At 53.7% G+C, this 15,105-nt stretch carries 13 protein-coding genes; 6 read left to right on the top strand and 7 right to left on the bottom strand.

What is annotated here, in order from left to right:
- Positions 1-94: 94 nt before the first annotated feature.
- From recA to mltB, 3 genes are all read right to left on the bottom strand, one after another.
- The gene (recA, locus tag P2W74_RS05110) at positions 95-1,156 is read right to left on the bottom strand and encodes a recombinase RecA (protein WP_276294169.1); all 1,062 of its coding nucleotides are present in this window, start codon (positions 1,154-1,156) and stop codon (positions 95-97) included.
- Positions 1,157-1,236: 80 nt separating this feature from the next.
- Positions 1,237-1,734, bottom strand: a complete 498-nt coding sequence (gene pncC, locus P2W74_RS05105) for a nicotinamide-nucleotide amidase (RefSeq protein WP_276294168.1) — start codon at positions 1,732-1,734, stop codon at positions 1,237-1,239.
- 215 nt (positions 1,735-1,949) lie between these two features.
- Complete coding sequence (mltB, locus tag P2W74_RS05100) at positions 1,950-3,029, bottom strand: lytic murein transglycosylase B (RefSeq protein ID WP_276294167.1); 1,080 nt, start codon at positions 3,027-3,029, stop codon at positions 1,950-1,952.
- 290 nt (positions 3,030-3,319) lie between these two features.
- Here mltB and gutQ point away from each other — a divergent pair, with 290 nt between their 5' ends.
- The gene (gene gutQ / locus P2W74_RS05095; protein WP_276294166.1) at positions 3,320-4,285 is read left to right on the top strand and encodes an arabinose-5-phosphate isomerase GutQ; all 966 of its coding nucleotides are present in this window, start codon (positions 3,320-3,322) and stop codon (positions 4,283-4,285) included.
- Here the strand turns inward: gutQ and norR are convergent.
- Entirely contained in the window at positions 4,282-5,799 is a 1,518-nt protein-coding gene (norR, locus tag P2W74_RS05090; RefSeq protein WP_276294165.1) for a nitric oxide reductase transcriptional regulator NorR, read from the bottom strand. The genes gutQ and norR overlap by 4 nt on opposite strands.
- A 187-nt stretch (positions 5,800-5,986) precedes the next feature.
- On the opposite strand from norR, the gene norV reads away from it, so the two are divergent.
- Positions 5,987-7,435 (top strand): anaerobic nitric oxide reductase flavorubredoxin, encoded by a 1,449-nt coding sequence (gene norV, locus P2W74_RS05085; protein ID WP_276294164.1) that lies wholly within the window; start codon positions 5,987-5,989, stop codon positions 7,433-7,435.
- Positions 7,432-8,565 carry an NADH:flavorubredoxin reductase NorW gene (norW, locus tag P2W74_RS05080; protein ID WP_276294163.1) on the top strand — a complete coding sequence of 378 codons (1,134 nt, stop codon included), beginning with the start codon at positions 7,432-7,434 and terminating at the stop codon, positions 8,563-8,565. The genes norV and norW overlap by 4 nt, the downstream gene beginning before the upstream one ends.
- A gap of 75 nt (positions 8,566-8,640) precedes the next feature.
- Here norW and hypF read toward each other — a convergent pair whose 3' ends face one another.
- From hypF to P2W74_RS05065, 3 genes are all read right to left on the bottom strand, one after another.
- Positions 8,641-10,902, bottom strand: a complete 2,262-nt coding sequence (gene hypF / locus P2W74_RS05075; RefSeq protein WP_276294162.1) for a carbamoyltransferase HypF — start codon at positions 10,900-10,902, stop codon at positions 8,641-8,643.
- A 103-nt stretch (positions 10,903-11,005) separates the two neighbouring features.
- Positions 11,006-11,551 (bottom strand): electron transport protein HydN, encoded by a 546-nt coding sequence (hydN, locus tag P2W74_RS05070; RefSeq protein WP_192613214.1) that lies wholly within the window; start codon positions 11,549-11,551, stop codon positions 11,006-11,008.
- Positions 11,552-11,696: 145 nt separating this feature from the next.
- Complete coding sequence (locus P2W74_RS05065; protein WP_276294161.1) at positions 11,697-12,710, bottom strand: LacI family DNA-binding transcriptional regulator; 1,014 nt, start codon at positions 12,708-12,710, stop codon at positions 11,697-11,699.
- Between the two features lie 294 nt (positions 12,711-13,004).
- On the opposite strand from P2W74_RS05065, the gene P2W74_RS05060 reads away from it, so the two are divergent.
- From P2W74_RS05060 to P2W74_RS05050, 3 genes are all read left to right on the top strand, one after another.
- The gene (locus tag P2W74_RS05060) at positions 13,005-13,484 is read left to right on the top strand and encodes an Hcp family type VI secretion system effector (RefSeq protein ID WP_276294160.1); all 480 of its coding nucleotides are present in this window, start codon (positions 13,005-13,007) and stop codon (positions 13,482-13,484) included.
- Positions 13,485-13,509: 25 nt separating this feature from the next.
- Positions 13,510-13,989, top strand: coding sequence for a hypothetical protein (locus P2W74_RS05055; protein WP_276294159.1), 480 nt, complete (start codon positions 13,510-13,512; stop codon positions 13,987-13,989).
- Positions 13,990-14,530: 541 nt separating this feature from the next.
- On the top strand, positions 14,531-14,986 hold the full coding sequence (locus P2W74_RS05050; protein WP_276294158.1) for a hypothetical protein: 456 nt from the start codon (positions 14,531-14,533) through the stop codon (positions 14,984-14,986).
- Positions 14,987-15,105 lie beyond the last annotated feature (119 nt).

Here is a 15,105-nt window from a genome sequence, read left to right as displayed (position 1 = left end):
CGAAAAATAAAATGCAAAAAGGGCCGCATAAATGCAGCCCTCTGATTGTAAACCTGATAAAACGCCAGAGCGTCGCCATCAGGCATGGTAACGATTAAAAATCTTCGTTGGTTTCCGCAACGTCTGCACCATCATCAACGGAGAAATCTGGCGTTGAATCCTGGTTGCTCAGCAGCAGTTCGCGTACTTTCTTCTCGATTTCTTTCGCCGTCGCCGGATTCTCTTTCAGCCAGCTTGTCGCATTCGCTTTACCCTGACCGATCTTCTCGCCGTTATAGCTGTACCAGGCGCCAGCTTTCTCGATCAGCTTCTCTTTCACGCCCAGGTCAACCAGTTCGCCATAGAAGTTGATGCCTTGACCGTAGAGGATCTGGAACTCAGCTTGTTTAAACGGTGCCGCGATTTTGTTCTTCACGACTTTAACGCGGGTCTCGCTACCGACCACGTTGTCGCCCTCTTTCACCGCGCCAATACGACGGATGTCCAGACGAACAGAAGCGTAGAATTTCAGCGCGTTACCACCGGTGGTGGTTTCCGGGTTACCGAACATCACGCCAATTTTCATACGGATCTGGTTGATGAAGATCAGCAGCGTGTTGGACTGTTTCAGGTTACCCGCCAGCTTACGCATCGCCTGGCTCATCATACGTGCCGCGAGGCCCATGTGGGAGTCGCCGATTTCGCCTTCGATTTCCGCTTTCGGCGTCAGTGCCGCAACGGAGTCGACCACGATAACGTCAACGGCACCCGAACGCGCCAGCGCGTCACAGATTTCCAGCGCCTGCTCACCGGTATCCGGCTGAGAACACAGCAGGTTGTCAATGTCGACACCCAGCTTACGGGCATAGATTGGGTCCAGTGCGTGTTCTGCATCGATAAACGCACAGGTTTTGCCTTCACGCTGCGCTGCGGCGATCACCTGCAACGTCAGGGTTGTTTTACCGGAAGATTCCGGTCCGTAAATTTCGACGATACGCCCCATCGGCAGACCGCCCGCACCCAGCGCGATATCCAGTGAAAGCGAACCGGTGGAGATAGTTTCCACATCCATGGAACGGTCTTCACCCAGGCGCATGATGGAGCCTTTACCGAATTGCTTTTCGATCTGGCCCAGTGCTGCCGCCAACGCTTTCTGTTTGTTTTCGTCGATAGCCATTATTACTCCTGTCATGCCGGATGAAACCGGATAATAAATTCTGTTCTGTTGCCGCAATTATACTGTATGCTCATACAGTATCAAGTGTTTTGTAGAAATTGTTGCCAGAGGGTTTGCAGCGCATAAGCCGTCGCCTGACGACGTACCGCCTCGCGGTCGCCGCTGAAACATTCCCGACGCGTAATCCCTTCGCCACTGGCGCTGGCAAAGGCAAACCAGACCGTACCGACAGGTTTTTCTTCGCTGCCGCCCTCCGGCCCGGCAATTCCGCTAATCGAGACAGCGAAGTGCGCTCTGGCGGCTTTCAGCGCACCAATTGCCATTTCTACCACCACGGGTTCACTGACCGCGCCATGCTGAGCCAGCGTCTCTTCGCGAACGCCGATCATCTGCGCTTTTGCTTCATTGCTGTAGGTGACAAATCCGCGTTCAAACCAGGCAGAACTCCCGGCGATATCGGTAATGGCTTTCGCCACCCAACCGCCCGTACAGGATTCCGCTGTCGTTACGGTGGCGCCGCGCGCTTTTAACGCCAGCCCCACCCGTTCACTTAACTGCATCAGTTCACTGTCAGTCATTCCGACCTCTGTCAGTTAAAAAATATGCCGGACAAGATACCACTTCCCTCGTTGAGATGGGGATGAGGTGACCATTTTACGAGGAGGATTCAGGAAATAGACTAACCGCGTTAAAAATAGTGCCGGATAGCGATGCTCTGGCATCTTATCCGGTCTACAAAGGAACTCAGCCCCATAGACCGGATAAGGCAAAGCCGCCATCCGGCAAAAGAGTATTACTGTACGCGTGCCAGCGCGACGGCCTGGCCAAGCTGCCAGACCGCCATGGCATAATGGGTGCTGTGGTTATAGCGGGTAATGGCGTAGAAGTTCGGTAAACCGTACCAGTACTGGTAGCCGGTACCGATATCAAGACGCAGCAAGCTGGCCTTTTGATGATTACCCAGCGACTGCTGCGGCGTTAACCCGGCAGCGGCAAGTTGGGAGAGGCTGTACTGGGTTTTAAAGCCATTCTCAAGGCCTGGCGCCTGGCCGTTAGCCATCACCGCCACCGTATCGCCTTTCTCCCAACCGTGTCCTTTAAAGTAGTTTGCAACGCTACCGATGGCATCGACCGGATCCCACAGGTTGATATGACCGTCGCCGTTGAAGTCAACCGCATATTCTTTGTAGGAGGACGGCATAAACTGTCCGTACCCCATCGCACCCGCAAAGGAACCTTTCAGATCCAGCGGGTCATCCTGTTCATTACGCGCCATCAGTAAGAAGGTTTCCAGCTCGCTGGAGAAGTACTCCGCCCGGCGTGGGTAGTTGAACGACAGCGTCGCCAGCGCATCCAGAATGCGCGTTTTGCCCATCACACGCCCCCAGCGCGTTTCAACTCCGATAATCCCGACGATGATTTCCGGCGGTACGCCATAAACCTGCCATGCGCGGTTCAGCGCATCTTCGTACTGATTCCAGAACACCACGCCATTTTGCACATTATCCGGGGTGATGAACTGCTTGCGATAGCGCAGCCATGCGCCGTTAGGTCCGGTAGGCGCTTGAGCCGTCGGGGCTTGTCTGTCCATCAGACGCAGCACGTAATCCAGACGTTTAGCCTGTGACAGGATCTCCTGCAACTGTTGGCGGTCGAAGCCGTGTTTGCTCACCATTTTGTCGATGAACTGCTGCGCATTGGGGTTATTGGCGAAATCGCCGCCCATCTGCATCACGTTGTGTTGGGGCTCAAGCAGGAAACCGCCGGACGGCGTCCCCGTTGTCGTTTGAGTCTCTGAAGGTTTCGGTTTGCTGCTACAGGCAGCCAGCAACACACAAAGGGGAAGTAACGCTACATAACGACGCTTGAACATGAGACATCCATTAAACAAATTCAGCCAGGGTGAAGTATGGTAAAGCATCCTCCGTCGCACAAGGAAGCGGTAGTCGCTATCGCTACCTATTTTTAGCAGCAAAAATCGCGATTCCTTTTATCACGCTAGTGATGAATCCCTCTTCAACATGATCTTTTTCTATGATTCACGCCCCCTGAATGCACTATCATCGCGTACTGCTATTGCGTGAATAAGCGGGAACAGCGGCAGTTTTCGTTGTTCCTGATCATCGGCAAAAGGGGTTGAAGTGATCATAACCGGAGAAACCAATGAGTGATGCACTACTGAACGCGGGCCGTCAGACATTAATGCTGGAGTTACAGGAAGCGAGCCGTCTGCCGGAGCGTCTGGGCGATGATTTTATCCGCGCCGCGAATACCATTATCCACTGCGAAGGCAAGGTGATTGTCTCCGGTATCGGCAAGTCCGGTCATATTGGCAAAAAAATCGCGGCAACCCTCGCCAGCACTGGCACTCCGGCTTTTTTTGTTCACCCGGCGGAAGCGCTGCACGGCGATCTGGGGATGATCGAAAGCCGTGACGTTATGCTGTTTATCTCCTATTCCGGCGGCGCGAAAGAGCTGGATCTCATCATTCCGCGCCTCGAAGACAAATCGGTCGCCCTGCTGGCGATGACCGGGAAACCCACCTCCCCGCTGGGTCTGGCGGCGAAAGCCGTGCTGGATATCTCCGTCGAACGTGAAGCCTGCCCGATGCATCTGGCGCCAACCTCCAGTACGGTAAATACCCTGATGATGGGTGATGCGCTGGCGATGGCCGTAATGCAGGCGCGCGGTTTTAACGAGGAAGACTTCGCCCGCTCTCACCCGGCTGGCGCACTGGGCGCACGTTTGTTGAATAACGTGCATCATCTGATGCGCCGCGACGATGCGGTGCCTCAGGTTCAGCTTGCCACCAGCGTGATGGACGCGATGCTGGAATTGAGCCGTACCGGGCTGGGTCTGGTCGCGGTCTGTGACGATGAAGCCTATGTGAAAGGCGTATTTACCGACGGCGACCTGCGTCGCTGGTTAGTGGGCGGCGGTGCGCTCACCACGCCAGTCAGTAACGCGATGACTCACAATGGCGTCACGCTACAGGCACAAAGCCGCGCCATTGACGCCAAAGAGATCCTGATGAAGCGCAAAATTACCGCCGCCCCGGTGGTGGATGAAAACGGTAAACTCACCGGCGCGATTAACCTGCAGGATTTTTATCAGGCAGGCATTCTCTAATCTTTGAGTCCCAGACGCTTCGCCAGTCGGTGCAGGTTGGCGACGTCTGTTTCAAGCGCCCGCGCGCTGGCCGCCCAATTGTGGTTATTTTGCGCCAGCGCCCGGCGGATAATCTCCCGCTGAAAACGCTCCGTCGCCTCCCGCAAATTGTGATTGAGCGGCAATTCTGTCGTCGGTTCCGGCTGAGGTACAGCCGACGCGTCCTGTAATGCAAAATGCGTGGCTTCCAGCAGCACTTCATTCCCTGCTTTCGTTGCCCTCGCCAGCACCACGGCACGATGGATCGCATGTTCCAGTTCGCGCACGTTCCCAGGCCAGCCATAGTGCAACAGGTGACTGCGCGCGGCGGGACTCAACACCACGCGCGAAAGTCCCAACCGCAGCCGACACTGCTCGCAAAAATAGCCTGCCAGCAGCACCACATCCTCACCGCGCTCGCGCAGAGGCGGCACGGAAAGCGGGAAAACGCTCAAACGGTGAAACAGGTCGGCCCTGAAACGCCCGGCCAGGACTTCTTCACGCAGGCAACGGTTGGTCGCCGCCAGTACGCGTACATCAACGCGCAGACTACGATCGTCGCCGACACGCTGAATATCGCCGTACTGCAAAACACGCAGCAGCTTGGCCTGCAGCGCTAATGACAGTTCACCAATCTCATCCAGGAACAGGGTGCCGTTATCGGCCATTTCGAACTTACCGCTGCGGTTGCTGATGGCTCCGGTAAACGCCCCTTTGACATGGCCAAACAGTTCACTCTCCGCCACGCTTTCCGGCAGCGCGGCGCAGTTGAGATAGACCAGCGGATTCACCGCCCGCGGCGAGCCTTCATGGATGGCTTTTGCCACCAACTCTTTACCGGTTCCCGTTTCGCCGCTGATCAGCACGTTGAGGTCAGAGCCCGCCACAATCTCTATCTCTTTTTTTAACTGCATCATGGTGGGTGAAAGGCCAATCATCTGCGTCTCTTTCACCGGCTCAAACGCGGAGGATGAACCCGGCAGCATATTCTGGCTTTCCAGTTGTTCAATCAGCAGCGCATTACTCAGCGCCCCGGACGCCAGCGCGGCAATCAGACGCAGTTCTTCATCACTGAAAACATCAAACTGGTCCGGCGCCATGCCGTCGAGCGTCAGCGCGCCAATCAGGTTCTGTCCGGCGAACAGCGGCAGGCCAATACAGGCGTGTACCTTCAGGCTCTCTTGCCCTGGAATCAATCCGTCATAGGGGTCGGGTAAATCGCTGTCGGCCGGGAAGCGCACCACGTCCCCGGCGCGGGCGATGGCCTCCAGGCGCGGATGCCCTTCCAGCGTAAAGCGTCTGCCGAGCACATCGCGCGCCAGGCCATCAATCGCCAGCGGGATAAACTGGCGCGCCTCGTAGCGCAACAATGCGGAGGCATCACATTCCAGCACCTGCCGCAGCGTCGTGATCAGGCGCTGAAATCTGTCCTGATGGCCGATACCGCGTTGTAATTCAATGGCGATGCTCGCCAGTACATCAACGGAAAAACGCATAACACCCTCATTGTCATTTTGACCATTCATACTGTCATAGTGACCATTTAATGAATAGTCATTTTGACTACCAATTTATGAGTATTATTTTAAAAACAGTTTAAAATCATAATGTTAAAAAGTTGGCACACAACCTGCAATCAGAAAGACATCTTTTGGGGAAAACACTGAATTCATTGAGGTTGCTATGTCTATTCTGGTTAAAAATAACATCCATTGGGTTGGCCAACGTGACTGGGAAGTCCGTGATTTTCACGGGACTGAATATAAAACGCTGCGCGGCAGCAGCTACAACAGCTATCTCATCCGTGAAGAAAAAAATGTGCTGATCGACACCGTCGACCATAAGTTCAGCCGTGAATTCGTGCAAAACCTGCGCAGTGAAATTGACCTCGCAGACATTGATTACATCATCATCAACCACGCAGAAGAGGACCACGCCGGTGCGCTGACCGAGCTGATGATGCAGATCCCCGATACGCCTATCTACTGCACCGCGAATGCCATTGATTCTATCACCGGCCATCATCATCATCCGGAGTGGAATTTCAACGTGGTGAAAACCGGCGACGCACTGGATATCGGCAACGGCAAACAGCTGATCTTCGTTGAAACCCCGATGCTGCACTGGCCGGACAGCATGATGACCTATATGACCGGCGATGCGGTTCTGTTCAGTAATGACGCCTTCGGTCAGCACTATTGCGATGAACGTCTGTTTAATGACGAAGTGGATCAGACCGAACTGTTCGAACAGTGCCAGCGTTACTATGCCAACATTCTGACCCCATTCAGCCGCCTGGTGACGCCAAAAATCACCGAAATCCTCGGTTTTAATCTGCCGGTCGATATGATTGCCACCTCCCACGGCGTGGTCTGGCGCGACAACCCAACGCAGATTGTTGAGATGTACCTGAAATGGGCGGCGGATTATCAGGAAGACCGCATCACTCTTTTCTACGACACCATGTCGAACAATACCCGCATGATGGCGGACGCCATCGCTCAGGGGATTAACGAAGTGGACCCAAACGTGGCGGTGAAAATCTTTAACGTCGCCCGCAGCGATAAAAACGAAATTCTGACCAACGTTTTCCGCTCCAAAGGCGTGCTGGTCGGCACCTCCACGATGAACAACGTGATGATGCCGAAAATCGCTGGCCTGGTCGAAGAGATGACCGGCCTGCGTTTTCGCAACAAACGCGCCAGCGCCTTTGGATCTCACGGCTGGAGCGGCGGCGCGGTTGACCGTCTCTCTACCCGCTTGCAGGATGCCGGTTTTGAAATGTCATTGAGCCTGAAAGCCAAATGGCGCCCGGATCTGGATGCGCTGGAACTGTGCCGTCAGCATGGTCGTGAGATTGCGCGTCAGTGGGCACTCGCTCCGCTGCCGGAAACCCATGTCACAGCGACCGCCAAAGAGGAAGCGTGCGTCTGTGCTGCCGCAGCGGCAGCCGACCTCGGCCCCTGCATGCAATGCAGCGTCTGCCAGTGGATTTACGATCCCGCCAAAGGCGAACCCCTGCAGGATGTCGCTCCGGGAACACCGTGGAGCGACGTTCCGGACAACTTCCTCTGCCCGGAATGTTCATTGGGTAAAGAGGTCTTCGACGTACTGGCAACGGAGGCAAAATGAGCCACGGAATTGTCATTATTGGTTCGGGCTTCGCCGCCCGCCAGTTAGTCAAAAACATCCGTAAACAGGATGCTGATATCCCGTTAACCCTGATTGCGGCTGACAGCATGGATGAATATAACAAGCCCGACCTCAGCCACGTTATCAGCCAGGCACAGCGCGCTGACGACCTCACCCGCCAGTCGGCGGGTGAGTTTGCCGAACAGTTTACTTTACGCCTGTTCCCGCATACCTGGGTCACCGACATTGATGCCGATGCCCATGTGGTGAAAAGTCAGAACATGCAGTGGCGATACGACAAGCTGGTGCTGGCGACCGGGGCTTCAGCCTTTGTCCCTCCTGTTACCGGGCGTGAGTTAATGCTCACTCTGAACAGTCAGCAGGAGTACCGCGCGTGTGAAACGCAACTGCGCGACGCGCACCGGGTGTTGATTGTCGGCGGCGGTCTGATCGGCAGCGAGCTGGCGATGGATTTCTGCCGGGCGGGCAAAGCCGTGACGTTGATTGATAACGCCGCCTGCATTCTGGCTTCACTGATGCCGCCGGAAGTGAGCAGTCGCTTACAGCATCGTCTTACCGATATGGGCGTGCATCTGTTGCTGAAATCACAGCTTCAGGGGCTGGAGAAAACGGCGTCCGGTATTCGTGCCACGTTCGATCGTCAGCGCAGTGTTGAGGTCGACGTGGTGATCGCCGCTACCGGTTTGCGTCCGGAAACGGCGCTGGGGCGTCGCGCCGGTTTAACTCTCAATCGCGGCATTTGCGTGGACAGCTACCTGCAAACCAGTCATCCGGATATTTATGCCCTCGGTGACTGCGCGGAAATCAATGGTCAGGTACTGCCCTTCCTGCAGCCGATTCAGCTCAGCGCGATGTACCTGGCGAAAAACCTGCTCGGCGGCAACGTTCCGCTGAAGCTGCCCGCCATGCTCGTGAAAATCAAAACACCGGAATTGCCGTTACATCTGGCCGGGGAAACCCAGCGTCGGGATCTGAACTGGCACATCGCCGCAGAAGCCGACGGAATGGTTGCCAGAGGGATGAACGACGAAGGCCAGTTGCGCGCCTTCGTCGTCAGTGAAGACAGAATGAAGGAGGCTTTCGCCCTGTTGAAAACGCTGCCGGTGTAAATGACGTTGTGCCGGATGGCGGCTATGCCTTATCCGGCCCACGACATATGGCGCTTTGTAGCGCCGGATAAGATGCTACGCGTCGCCATCCGGCATATCACAATTGTTCAGCCAGCGCGCTGCGGCAATCACCCCCTGCCCCAGCGAAAGCCCGCCATCGCCCGCCGGTAATTGCTGCGGGAACAACAGCGTAAAATCAGCAAGATAAAAGGCCAGCCGCGACGACAGCAAGCGGTTATGCATCACCCCACCGCTGAATACCAGCGTCGTAATCCCGCGCGATGCGGCTTGTTCACGCATCATGGCGGCAAACCCTCGCGCCAGCGCATCGTGAAAAGCCCACGCGCGTTCACCGGGCGTTGCCTGCCAGTTCAGCCACTGGTGCCAGAAGGTCGCCAGATCCAGTTGATTTCCGATCAATGGCATCGTCACCGGATGTTCAACGCCCTGACACTGTGAAGCCAATGCTTCCAGCGTACAGGCCGCTTCCCCTTCATAGCTCAGCGACGCTGGCGCACAGCCTAACGCGGCGGCAACGGCATCAAACAGACGCCCACATGACGAGGCCAGCGGTGCATTAATCCCGCGCTCAATCGCCCGCGCCAGCACACTCCAGTTCTGTCGCTGCACGTCGGCGGTTTCCGGATAGCGCTGCCAGTCCGGCACAAAACGCAGACACTGCGCTAACAGATTACGCCAGGGTTGCTTCGCGGCAAGATCGCCACCGGCAAGCGCCACGGCGGGCAGTCCACCAAGATGCTCACATTCACGATAATTAACCCGTAAACACTCGCCACCCCACAGCGCGCCGTTTTCGCCCATCCCGATGCCGTCCAGCGTCAGGGCGATCACATCGCCGCCGTTCAGCGACCAACCATGTTCGGCCAGGCACGACGCCGCGTGGGCATGATGGTGCAACACAATCTCAGTCGGCAGATTCATCTCACTCGCCCATTGGCTGGAGACGTACCCCGGATGCGCATCGCAGACAATGCGTTGCGGCGTAAAGTCATAAATGCTCTGGATCAGGCGCAGCGCATCACGCCACTGAGTCTGAATACCCTCATCGCTGAGATCGCCCAGATGCTGGCTCAGCACCGCCTGCTCGCCGCGCACCAGGCAGAAGGTATTTTTGAGATCGGCCCCCAGGCAAAGCATCGGTGGCACGTTGCGAAAACCCGGCGGTAACGCCAGCGCGTCCGGCACATAACCCCGTGAACGGCGCAGCATTTCGCCACTATCACGCACCACGGAATCATCCATCCGCTGCACGATGTCGCGATTATGCAACAGGAAGCCGTCGGCAATCGCCTGCAAATCGTCCAGCGCCTGTGCGTTGGTAATGGCGGGAGGTTTACCACTCAGATTGCCGGAGGTCATCACCAACGGGCAGTTCATCTCCTGCAACAGCAGATGCTGTAGCGGATTGGCGGGCAGCATCACGCCGACTTCCGCAAGCCCGGGCGCAATGCCGTCGCAGAGCGAATCAACGTACTGTTTATCCACCAGCACAATCGGGGCGGCGGGTGTGGTCAACAGACGGCGTGCCGCTTCCGGCAGACCTTTTTCTGTCGGCAACATCACCGCCAGCGGTTTTGCCGGACGATGCTTACGCGCCCGCAGCATGGCTACCGCATCGCTGTTGCGCGCATCGCAGGCCAGGTGAAAACCACCAATCCCTTTGATGGCAACAATACCCCCGGCTTTCAGCATCGCCACCGCCGCCTGCAACGCCTCTTCTTTTTCTGCCTGCACATCGGCAGAGCACCACGCAAGATGCGGCCCGCACGCCGGACACGCGACAGGCTGCGCGTGGAAGCGACGGTCATACGGGTCGCGGTACTCCTTGTCGCATTGCGGACAGAGCGGAAACGACGCCATCACGGTAAACGGGCGGTCGTACGGCATGGCGCGAATAATGGTGAAGCGTGGGCCACAGTGGGTACAGTTGATAAAGGGGTAACGGTAGCGCCGCTCGCCAGGGGTACGCATTTCGGTCAGACAGGCGGGGCAAGTGGCGGCATCCGGGACGATCTGCGTGTTCATCGTCCCCCCCGCACTTTGGCGAATGGCGAAGTCAGCAGGCCGCTGCGACCAGACAAATGGCTCACTCTCAACGCTGTCGATACGCGCCAGCGGCGGACAATGCTGATGCAGTTCAGCGATAAACGTGGTGGGCTCTTCCAGCAGGCGAACGACGACGCCATCGCCGTCATTACAGACATCGCCGTGCAGTTGCAGTTGCTGCGCCAGTTGCCAGACAAAGGGGCGAAACCCGACGCCCTGCACTTTACCGCGAATACGCAGCTGTACGCCGGAGTGATTGTTTAGTGCCATGTGGTCGTTCTCGCCATCGTGAATCCCGAAAAGTATTTTACAAATATTTCCGGGAATTCCCTTGATGCCAGAACGTTTCCTGAATGATTTTGTGCGTCGGCAATCAGAAAAGCAGCGATGCGGTAGAATCCAGCGCCGCACGACGACGTTTTTCTGCGCTCAGTTGCTCAAGCTTGTTGCGATCCACGCAGATCAGTGCGTGAGTCGGACACACTTCCATACAGGCAGGGCCCGCGTCGCGGTGATGACACAGGTCACATTTATTGGCTTCTGCTTTTTCTGCACGTACGTTCAGGCCCGCCCCACTGTTGCGGATCACCGGACGGACAACCACTTCCATCGCACCGTACGGGCACGCCACCACGCAGGTTTTACAGCCAATGCAACGCTCCTGCATGACGTGGACAAACCCTTTATCACGGCTGATTGCACCGTTCGGGCAGACATTCGCGCACGGTGCGTCTTCGCACTGACGGCACAGCGTCGCCGTGGAGACATTCACCCCTTTGATAACATGGATGCGCGGTAAAAAGGTTTCAGGGGTCAGCGACGCGCAGTCCTGGTCTTCCTGATGGGATACCACACAGGCCACTTCACAAGTACGGCAACCAATGCATTTCGTAGCGTCAGCAATGATGAAACGGTTCATCAAATTCTCCAGCAATGACAGATTATGTGCCGAAGTATTCATAATTCGTGCCAGTTTTTAACTGACTGTTATCAAACGAATTTTTATTTATGCTGTGCGATTTTGAGGTGTCATCGTCACTAGTGACGATGACAATTGACAACCCTTAGCCCGGATGTGACAGCGCTAGCGAGTCGCGGCGGATAAGCTCGCCGGTAAAGGATTTGGGAGACGTAAATGCCCCGCCGTCCAGCATGAAGATAAGTCGCCCAATCGTCTCCTGAACCATCTCGGTGACCGGAATTTTGACGCTGGAAAGTGCCGGAATGGTATACGGTGCCATCGCAATATCATCGAACCCTATCACCGACACCTGCGCAGGTACGCTCATTCCCTGCTCGTGGAGCTGTTTAATTGCGCCAATCGCCATGTCGTCATTACTGGCGACCAGCGCCGTGAAATTGACGTTACGCGAGAGCAGCGTGTTGACGCCTTCCGCTCCGCTGGCGGGCGTCCATTTTCCGTTCACAATCAGATCATGATTTAAGGCGATGCCATGGTGCACCAGCGCATCTTTATAACCAGAAAGACGTTCCACGCCCGTCGGGGAATCCATTGAGCCGGTAATAAACGCGATCTCCTGGTGACCGGAGGCAATCAACTGCGTGACGGCGTTAAAGCTGGTCTGTTTTTGATCGCACCAGACGCTGTGGCTGCTGTTTTTCCGCAACCGACGATTAAGCACCATAATCGGCTGAGAATGGCTGTCGATGATGTCGTCTATCTCGTCCACGCTGAGAAAACGCGGGTAGATCATCACCGCGTCGCAGCGCAAATCGAGCAGATACTGGATCGCCTGACGCTCTTCCTCGGCACTGTGTTTACCATCGGCAAGAAGCAACTGACGGCCCTTGTCTTCCGCCATACGCGCCGTATGAAACAGCAACTCGCTAAAATAGACGCCGTGATACAGGGTATTTGTCACCACCAGGCCGAGCGTCTGGGTGCTCTTGGCCGCCAGACTGCGCGCCAGCAAGTTAGGGCGATATCCGCTCTCTTCGATAGCCTCAAATACGCGGTCTTTGGTCTCCTGGCTGACGTAGCCGTTACCTGAAAGCACCCGGGAAACCGTCGCCTTCGACACACCGGCGCGCTTCGCCACTTCCAGCATCGTCGTCATATTACTCATTCCTTACGTTTTGATGGCGGGAAGTTTACTTCAGCGCAACCGAATTTGCAGCGTTTAGTCCACGGCCCTCACCTCTTCACTATCATGGTTATCAGGATATATTGGATTCCTTTACGTTAATTACCTAAACCATTAATAAACGTTTTTATCTATTAGTGCGCAAAATTAACCGTTGCACGCGTTTCTGATTTATTTGTATTTCCGAACGGAGAATACTGCAGAAGTTTTATATTTTCTATTTGATGCTGATTAGATACATATAATGAATGAATAAGGAGTGTTCATATGGCCGGGTTAATTTACCTCACGCTAGAAGGTGAGCAACAAGGGCTGATATCCTCCGGATGCCTGAGTCTGGCATCTGTCGGTAATAAGGCGCAAATTGCGCATAACGATCAAATATTTATTTTCACCCTGGCACATACCCTTTCGCGCGAACAAAATGTGAATCACCACAACATCTCGATCATTAAGCCGATTGATAAATCGTCCCCACTGTTAGCGAAAGCCATTTCAGAGAATGAATCCCTCAGTTGCACTTTTGATTTTTATCGAACGGACAGAACCGGCTGTAACGAACGTTACTACCAGATAAAACTGACCGATGCGCGCATTGCTGAAATTGATCTCCACGTTCCTCACAATATTCACCACGACGGAGAAGAGGTGCAGGAAAGAATATCTTTTACCTATAAATCCATTAGCTGGGAGCACTGTGTAGCAGGCACCAGCACCTACAGTCTGTGGGAAGAGCGAATTTTCTGACAACGTATCATCAGGAGAAGCAAGGATGAGATATGGACAAGACCTCAGAGGGGATTCATGGGCTGATTCAATGGGCGATATTCTGCGCGGTCAGCAACCCATCAACCAACTGGTACCCAACCACCCTTACATTGACACGCTTCCCCATATGGAGGAGTTGTTAGCCAGAAACACGCGCTACATCATGTTATTTACGCTACAGGAAGCCAGAGGCATCCTGAGCGATCTCATTGGTAAAGCCGACGATTTTTTCTCTTACAAGCTGGGCGGCGGCAACATCAAAGATATCTGGGATGGGGCGCATGCGGCCAGGGATTTCACGACATACCTTAATGAAGCCAATCAACTGACGTTCAATTTTAAAGGTTTAGGCATCGCCGCGACAACCTGTAAATACAATGGCGTGTCCTACATTAAAATCACCGGCTACCCCAGTCTGCGACGTATTCTTAATGGAACCCGTTATAAAGCAAAAAACCTGCATGTTCAAAGTCCATTTAGTTAACTATAGGAGAAATCATGACTATCGTTCCATTAAAAAACATAGCAATAATCATATGGGCAGTAGGTGTAATCATCATATTATGCATGGCGTTATCGTTTGCGATAGACATCCCTTATCATGACATTGCGTTGTTTTTCACGGAAAGCGAATATTTCTGGTTCGATGGACGACACATTGCTTACTTATCTGCAGTCCCATTGCTGGCATTCGTTATGTTCACTCTCCTGATTGTTATATTCACCAAAGACCATCAGTTTCCGGGCAGACTGAATACATTTGGTAGGATTATAGCAGTTATCACCATACTATCTCTTCTATTGTTGAACATAGCATCTTTGTTTTTTTATCTATATATTATTCTATTTACCCCTTATAAACATTGCAAAGAAATAGCGATCGAACACTACTTTGTGACTGACCCTGAAATTTGTCATAAGATTAACACCCACGGTTTTTCTGAATAGCCCACATTAAGAAAACATGGCAATAATCGACACCAAGGCTTTCACACTTTTTTATAACCTGAATAATTGATAAAAACATGAAAAGCTACTGCATTAATTTATTGAAACAGATAGGCCTGCGCCTTGTAATTATGGCAGTTGCTGTGCTAATGGGCGCACTCATCGTGTTAGCAGTCAACCTACCTTTTCATAATATGATTTTCATTACTAAAAGTCATGAATATTTTTGGTTCGATGGCAGACGCATTGCATGTTTATCCGCAGTGCCATTATTAACATATTGCATTGTTATGTCATTTTTTGCAATTTTCTCTAAAACACATCGCTCCCCAAAAAAACTAGATATTTTTGGGGACATATTTGCTATAAGTTGCATGGTGCTTTTTACACTACTTAATATAGCCACTCTGTTTTTTTATTTCTACATTATGTTATTCTCCCCCTTCAAACCTTGTGAAATTCCTGAGCTAAAAAACTATTATGTTATTAATGATAAGGTTTGTTCTAAGATTGATACGCACGGTTTTTATTAACCTTATCTTGAAAATAAACGCCCTCTTGCACATTCACTCATCATACCAACAGGGGGGACCCGTGACATGCTCGAGAAAATAAATCCTGATTTAAATCACATAAGCTAATGCGCAGCATG

Origin of the sequence: Citrobacter enshiensis (assembly GCF_029338175.1) — a bacterium.
Classification (GTDB): Bacteria; Pseudomonadota; Gammaproteobacteria; order Enterobacterales; family Enterobacteriaceae; genus Citrobacter_D; species Citrobacter_D enshiensis.
The sequence above is the reverse complement of the archived record's forward strand: the minus strand, read 5'-3'. Positions and strand labels throughout refer to the sequence as shown.

Excerpts from the sequence above, each read along its gene's own strand:
- recA (WP_276294169.1), bottom strand. The coding sequence starts at position 1,156 with ATGGCTATCGACGAAAACAAACAGAAAGCGTTGGCGGCAGCACTGGGC.
- P2W74_RS05065 (WP_276294161.1), bottom strand. The coding sequence starts at position 12,710 with ATGACGACGATGCTGGAAGTGGCGAAGCGCGCCGGTGTGTCGAAGGCG.
- pncC (WP_276294168.1), bottom strand. The coding sequence starts at position 1,734 with ATGACTGACAGTGAACTGATGCAGTTAAGTGAACGGGTGGGGCTGGCG.
- hydN (WP_192613214.1), bottom strand. The coding sequence starts at position 11,551 with ATGAACCGTTTCATCATTGCTGACGCTACGAAATGCATTGGTTGCCGT.
- norV (WP_276294164.1), top strand. The coding sequence starts at position 5,987 with ATGTCTATTCTGGTTAAAAATAACATCCATTGGGTTGGCCAACGTGAC.
- gutQ (WP_276294166.1), top strand. The coding sequence starts at position 3,320 with ATGAGTGATGCACTACTGAACGCGGGCCGTCAGACATTAATGCTGGAG.
- norW (WP_276294163.1), top strand. The coding sequence starts at position 7,432 with ATGAGCCACGGAATTGTCATTATTGGTTCGGGCTTCGCCGCCCGCCAG.
- norR (WP_276294165.1), bottom strand. The coding sequence starts at position 5,799 with ATGCGTTTTTCCGTTGATGTACTGGCGAGCATCGCCATTGAATTACAA.
- P2W74_RS05060 (WP_276294160.1), top strand. The coding sequence starts at position 13,005 with ATGGCCGGGTTAATTTACCTCACGCTAGAAGGTGAGCAACAAGGGCTG.
- mltB (WP_276294167.1), bottom strand. The coding sequence starts at position 3,029 with ATGTTCAAGCGTCGTTATGTAGCGTTACTTCCCCTTTGTGTGTTGCTG.
- hypF (WP_276294162.1), bottom strand. The coding sequence starts at position 10,902 with ATGGCACTAAACAATCACTCCGGCGTACAGCTGCGTATTCGCGGTAAA.
- P2W74_RS05055 (WP_276294159.1), top strand. The coding sequence starts at position 13,510 with ATGAGATATGGACAAGACCTCAGAGGGGATTCATGGGCTGATTCAATG.
- P2W74_RS05050 (WP_276294158.1), top strand. The coding sequence starts at position 14,531 with ATGAAAAGCTACTGCATTAATTTATTGAAACAGATAGGCCTGCGCCTT.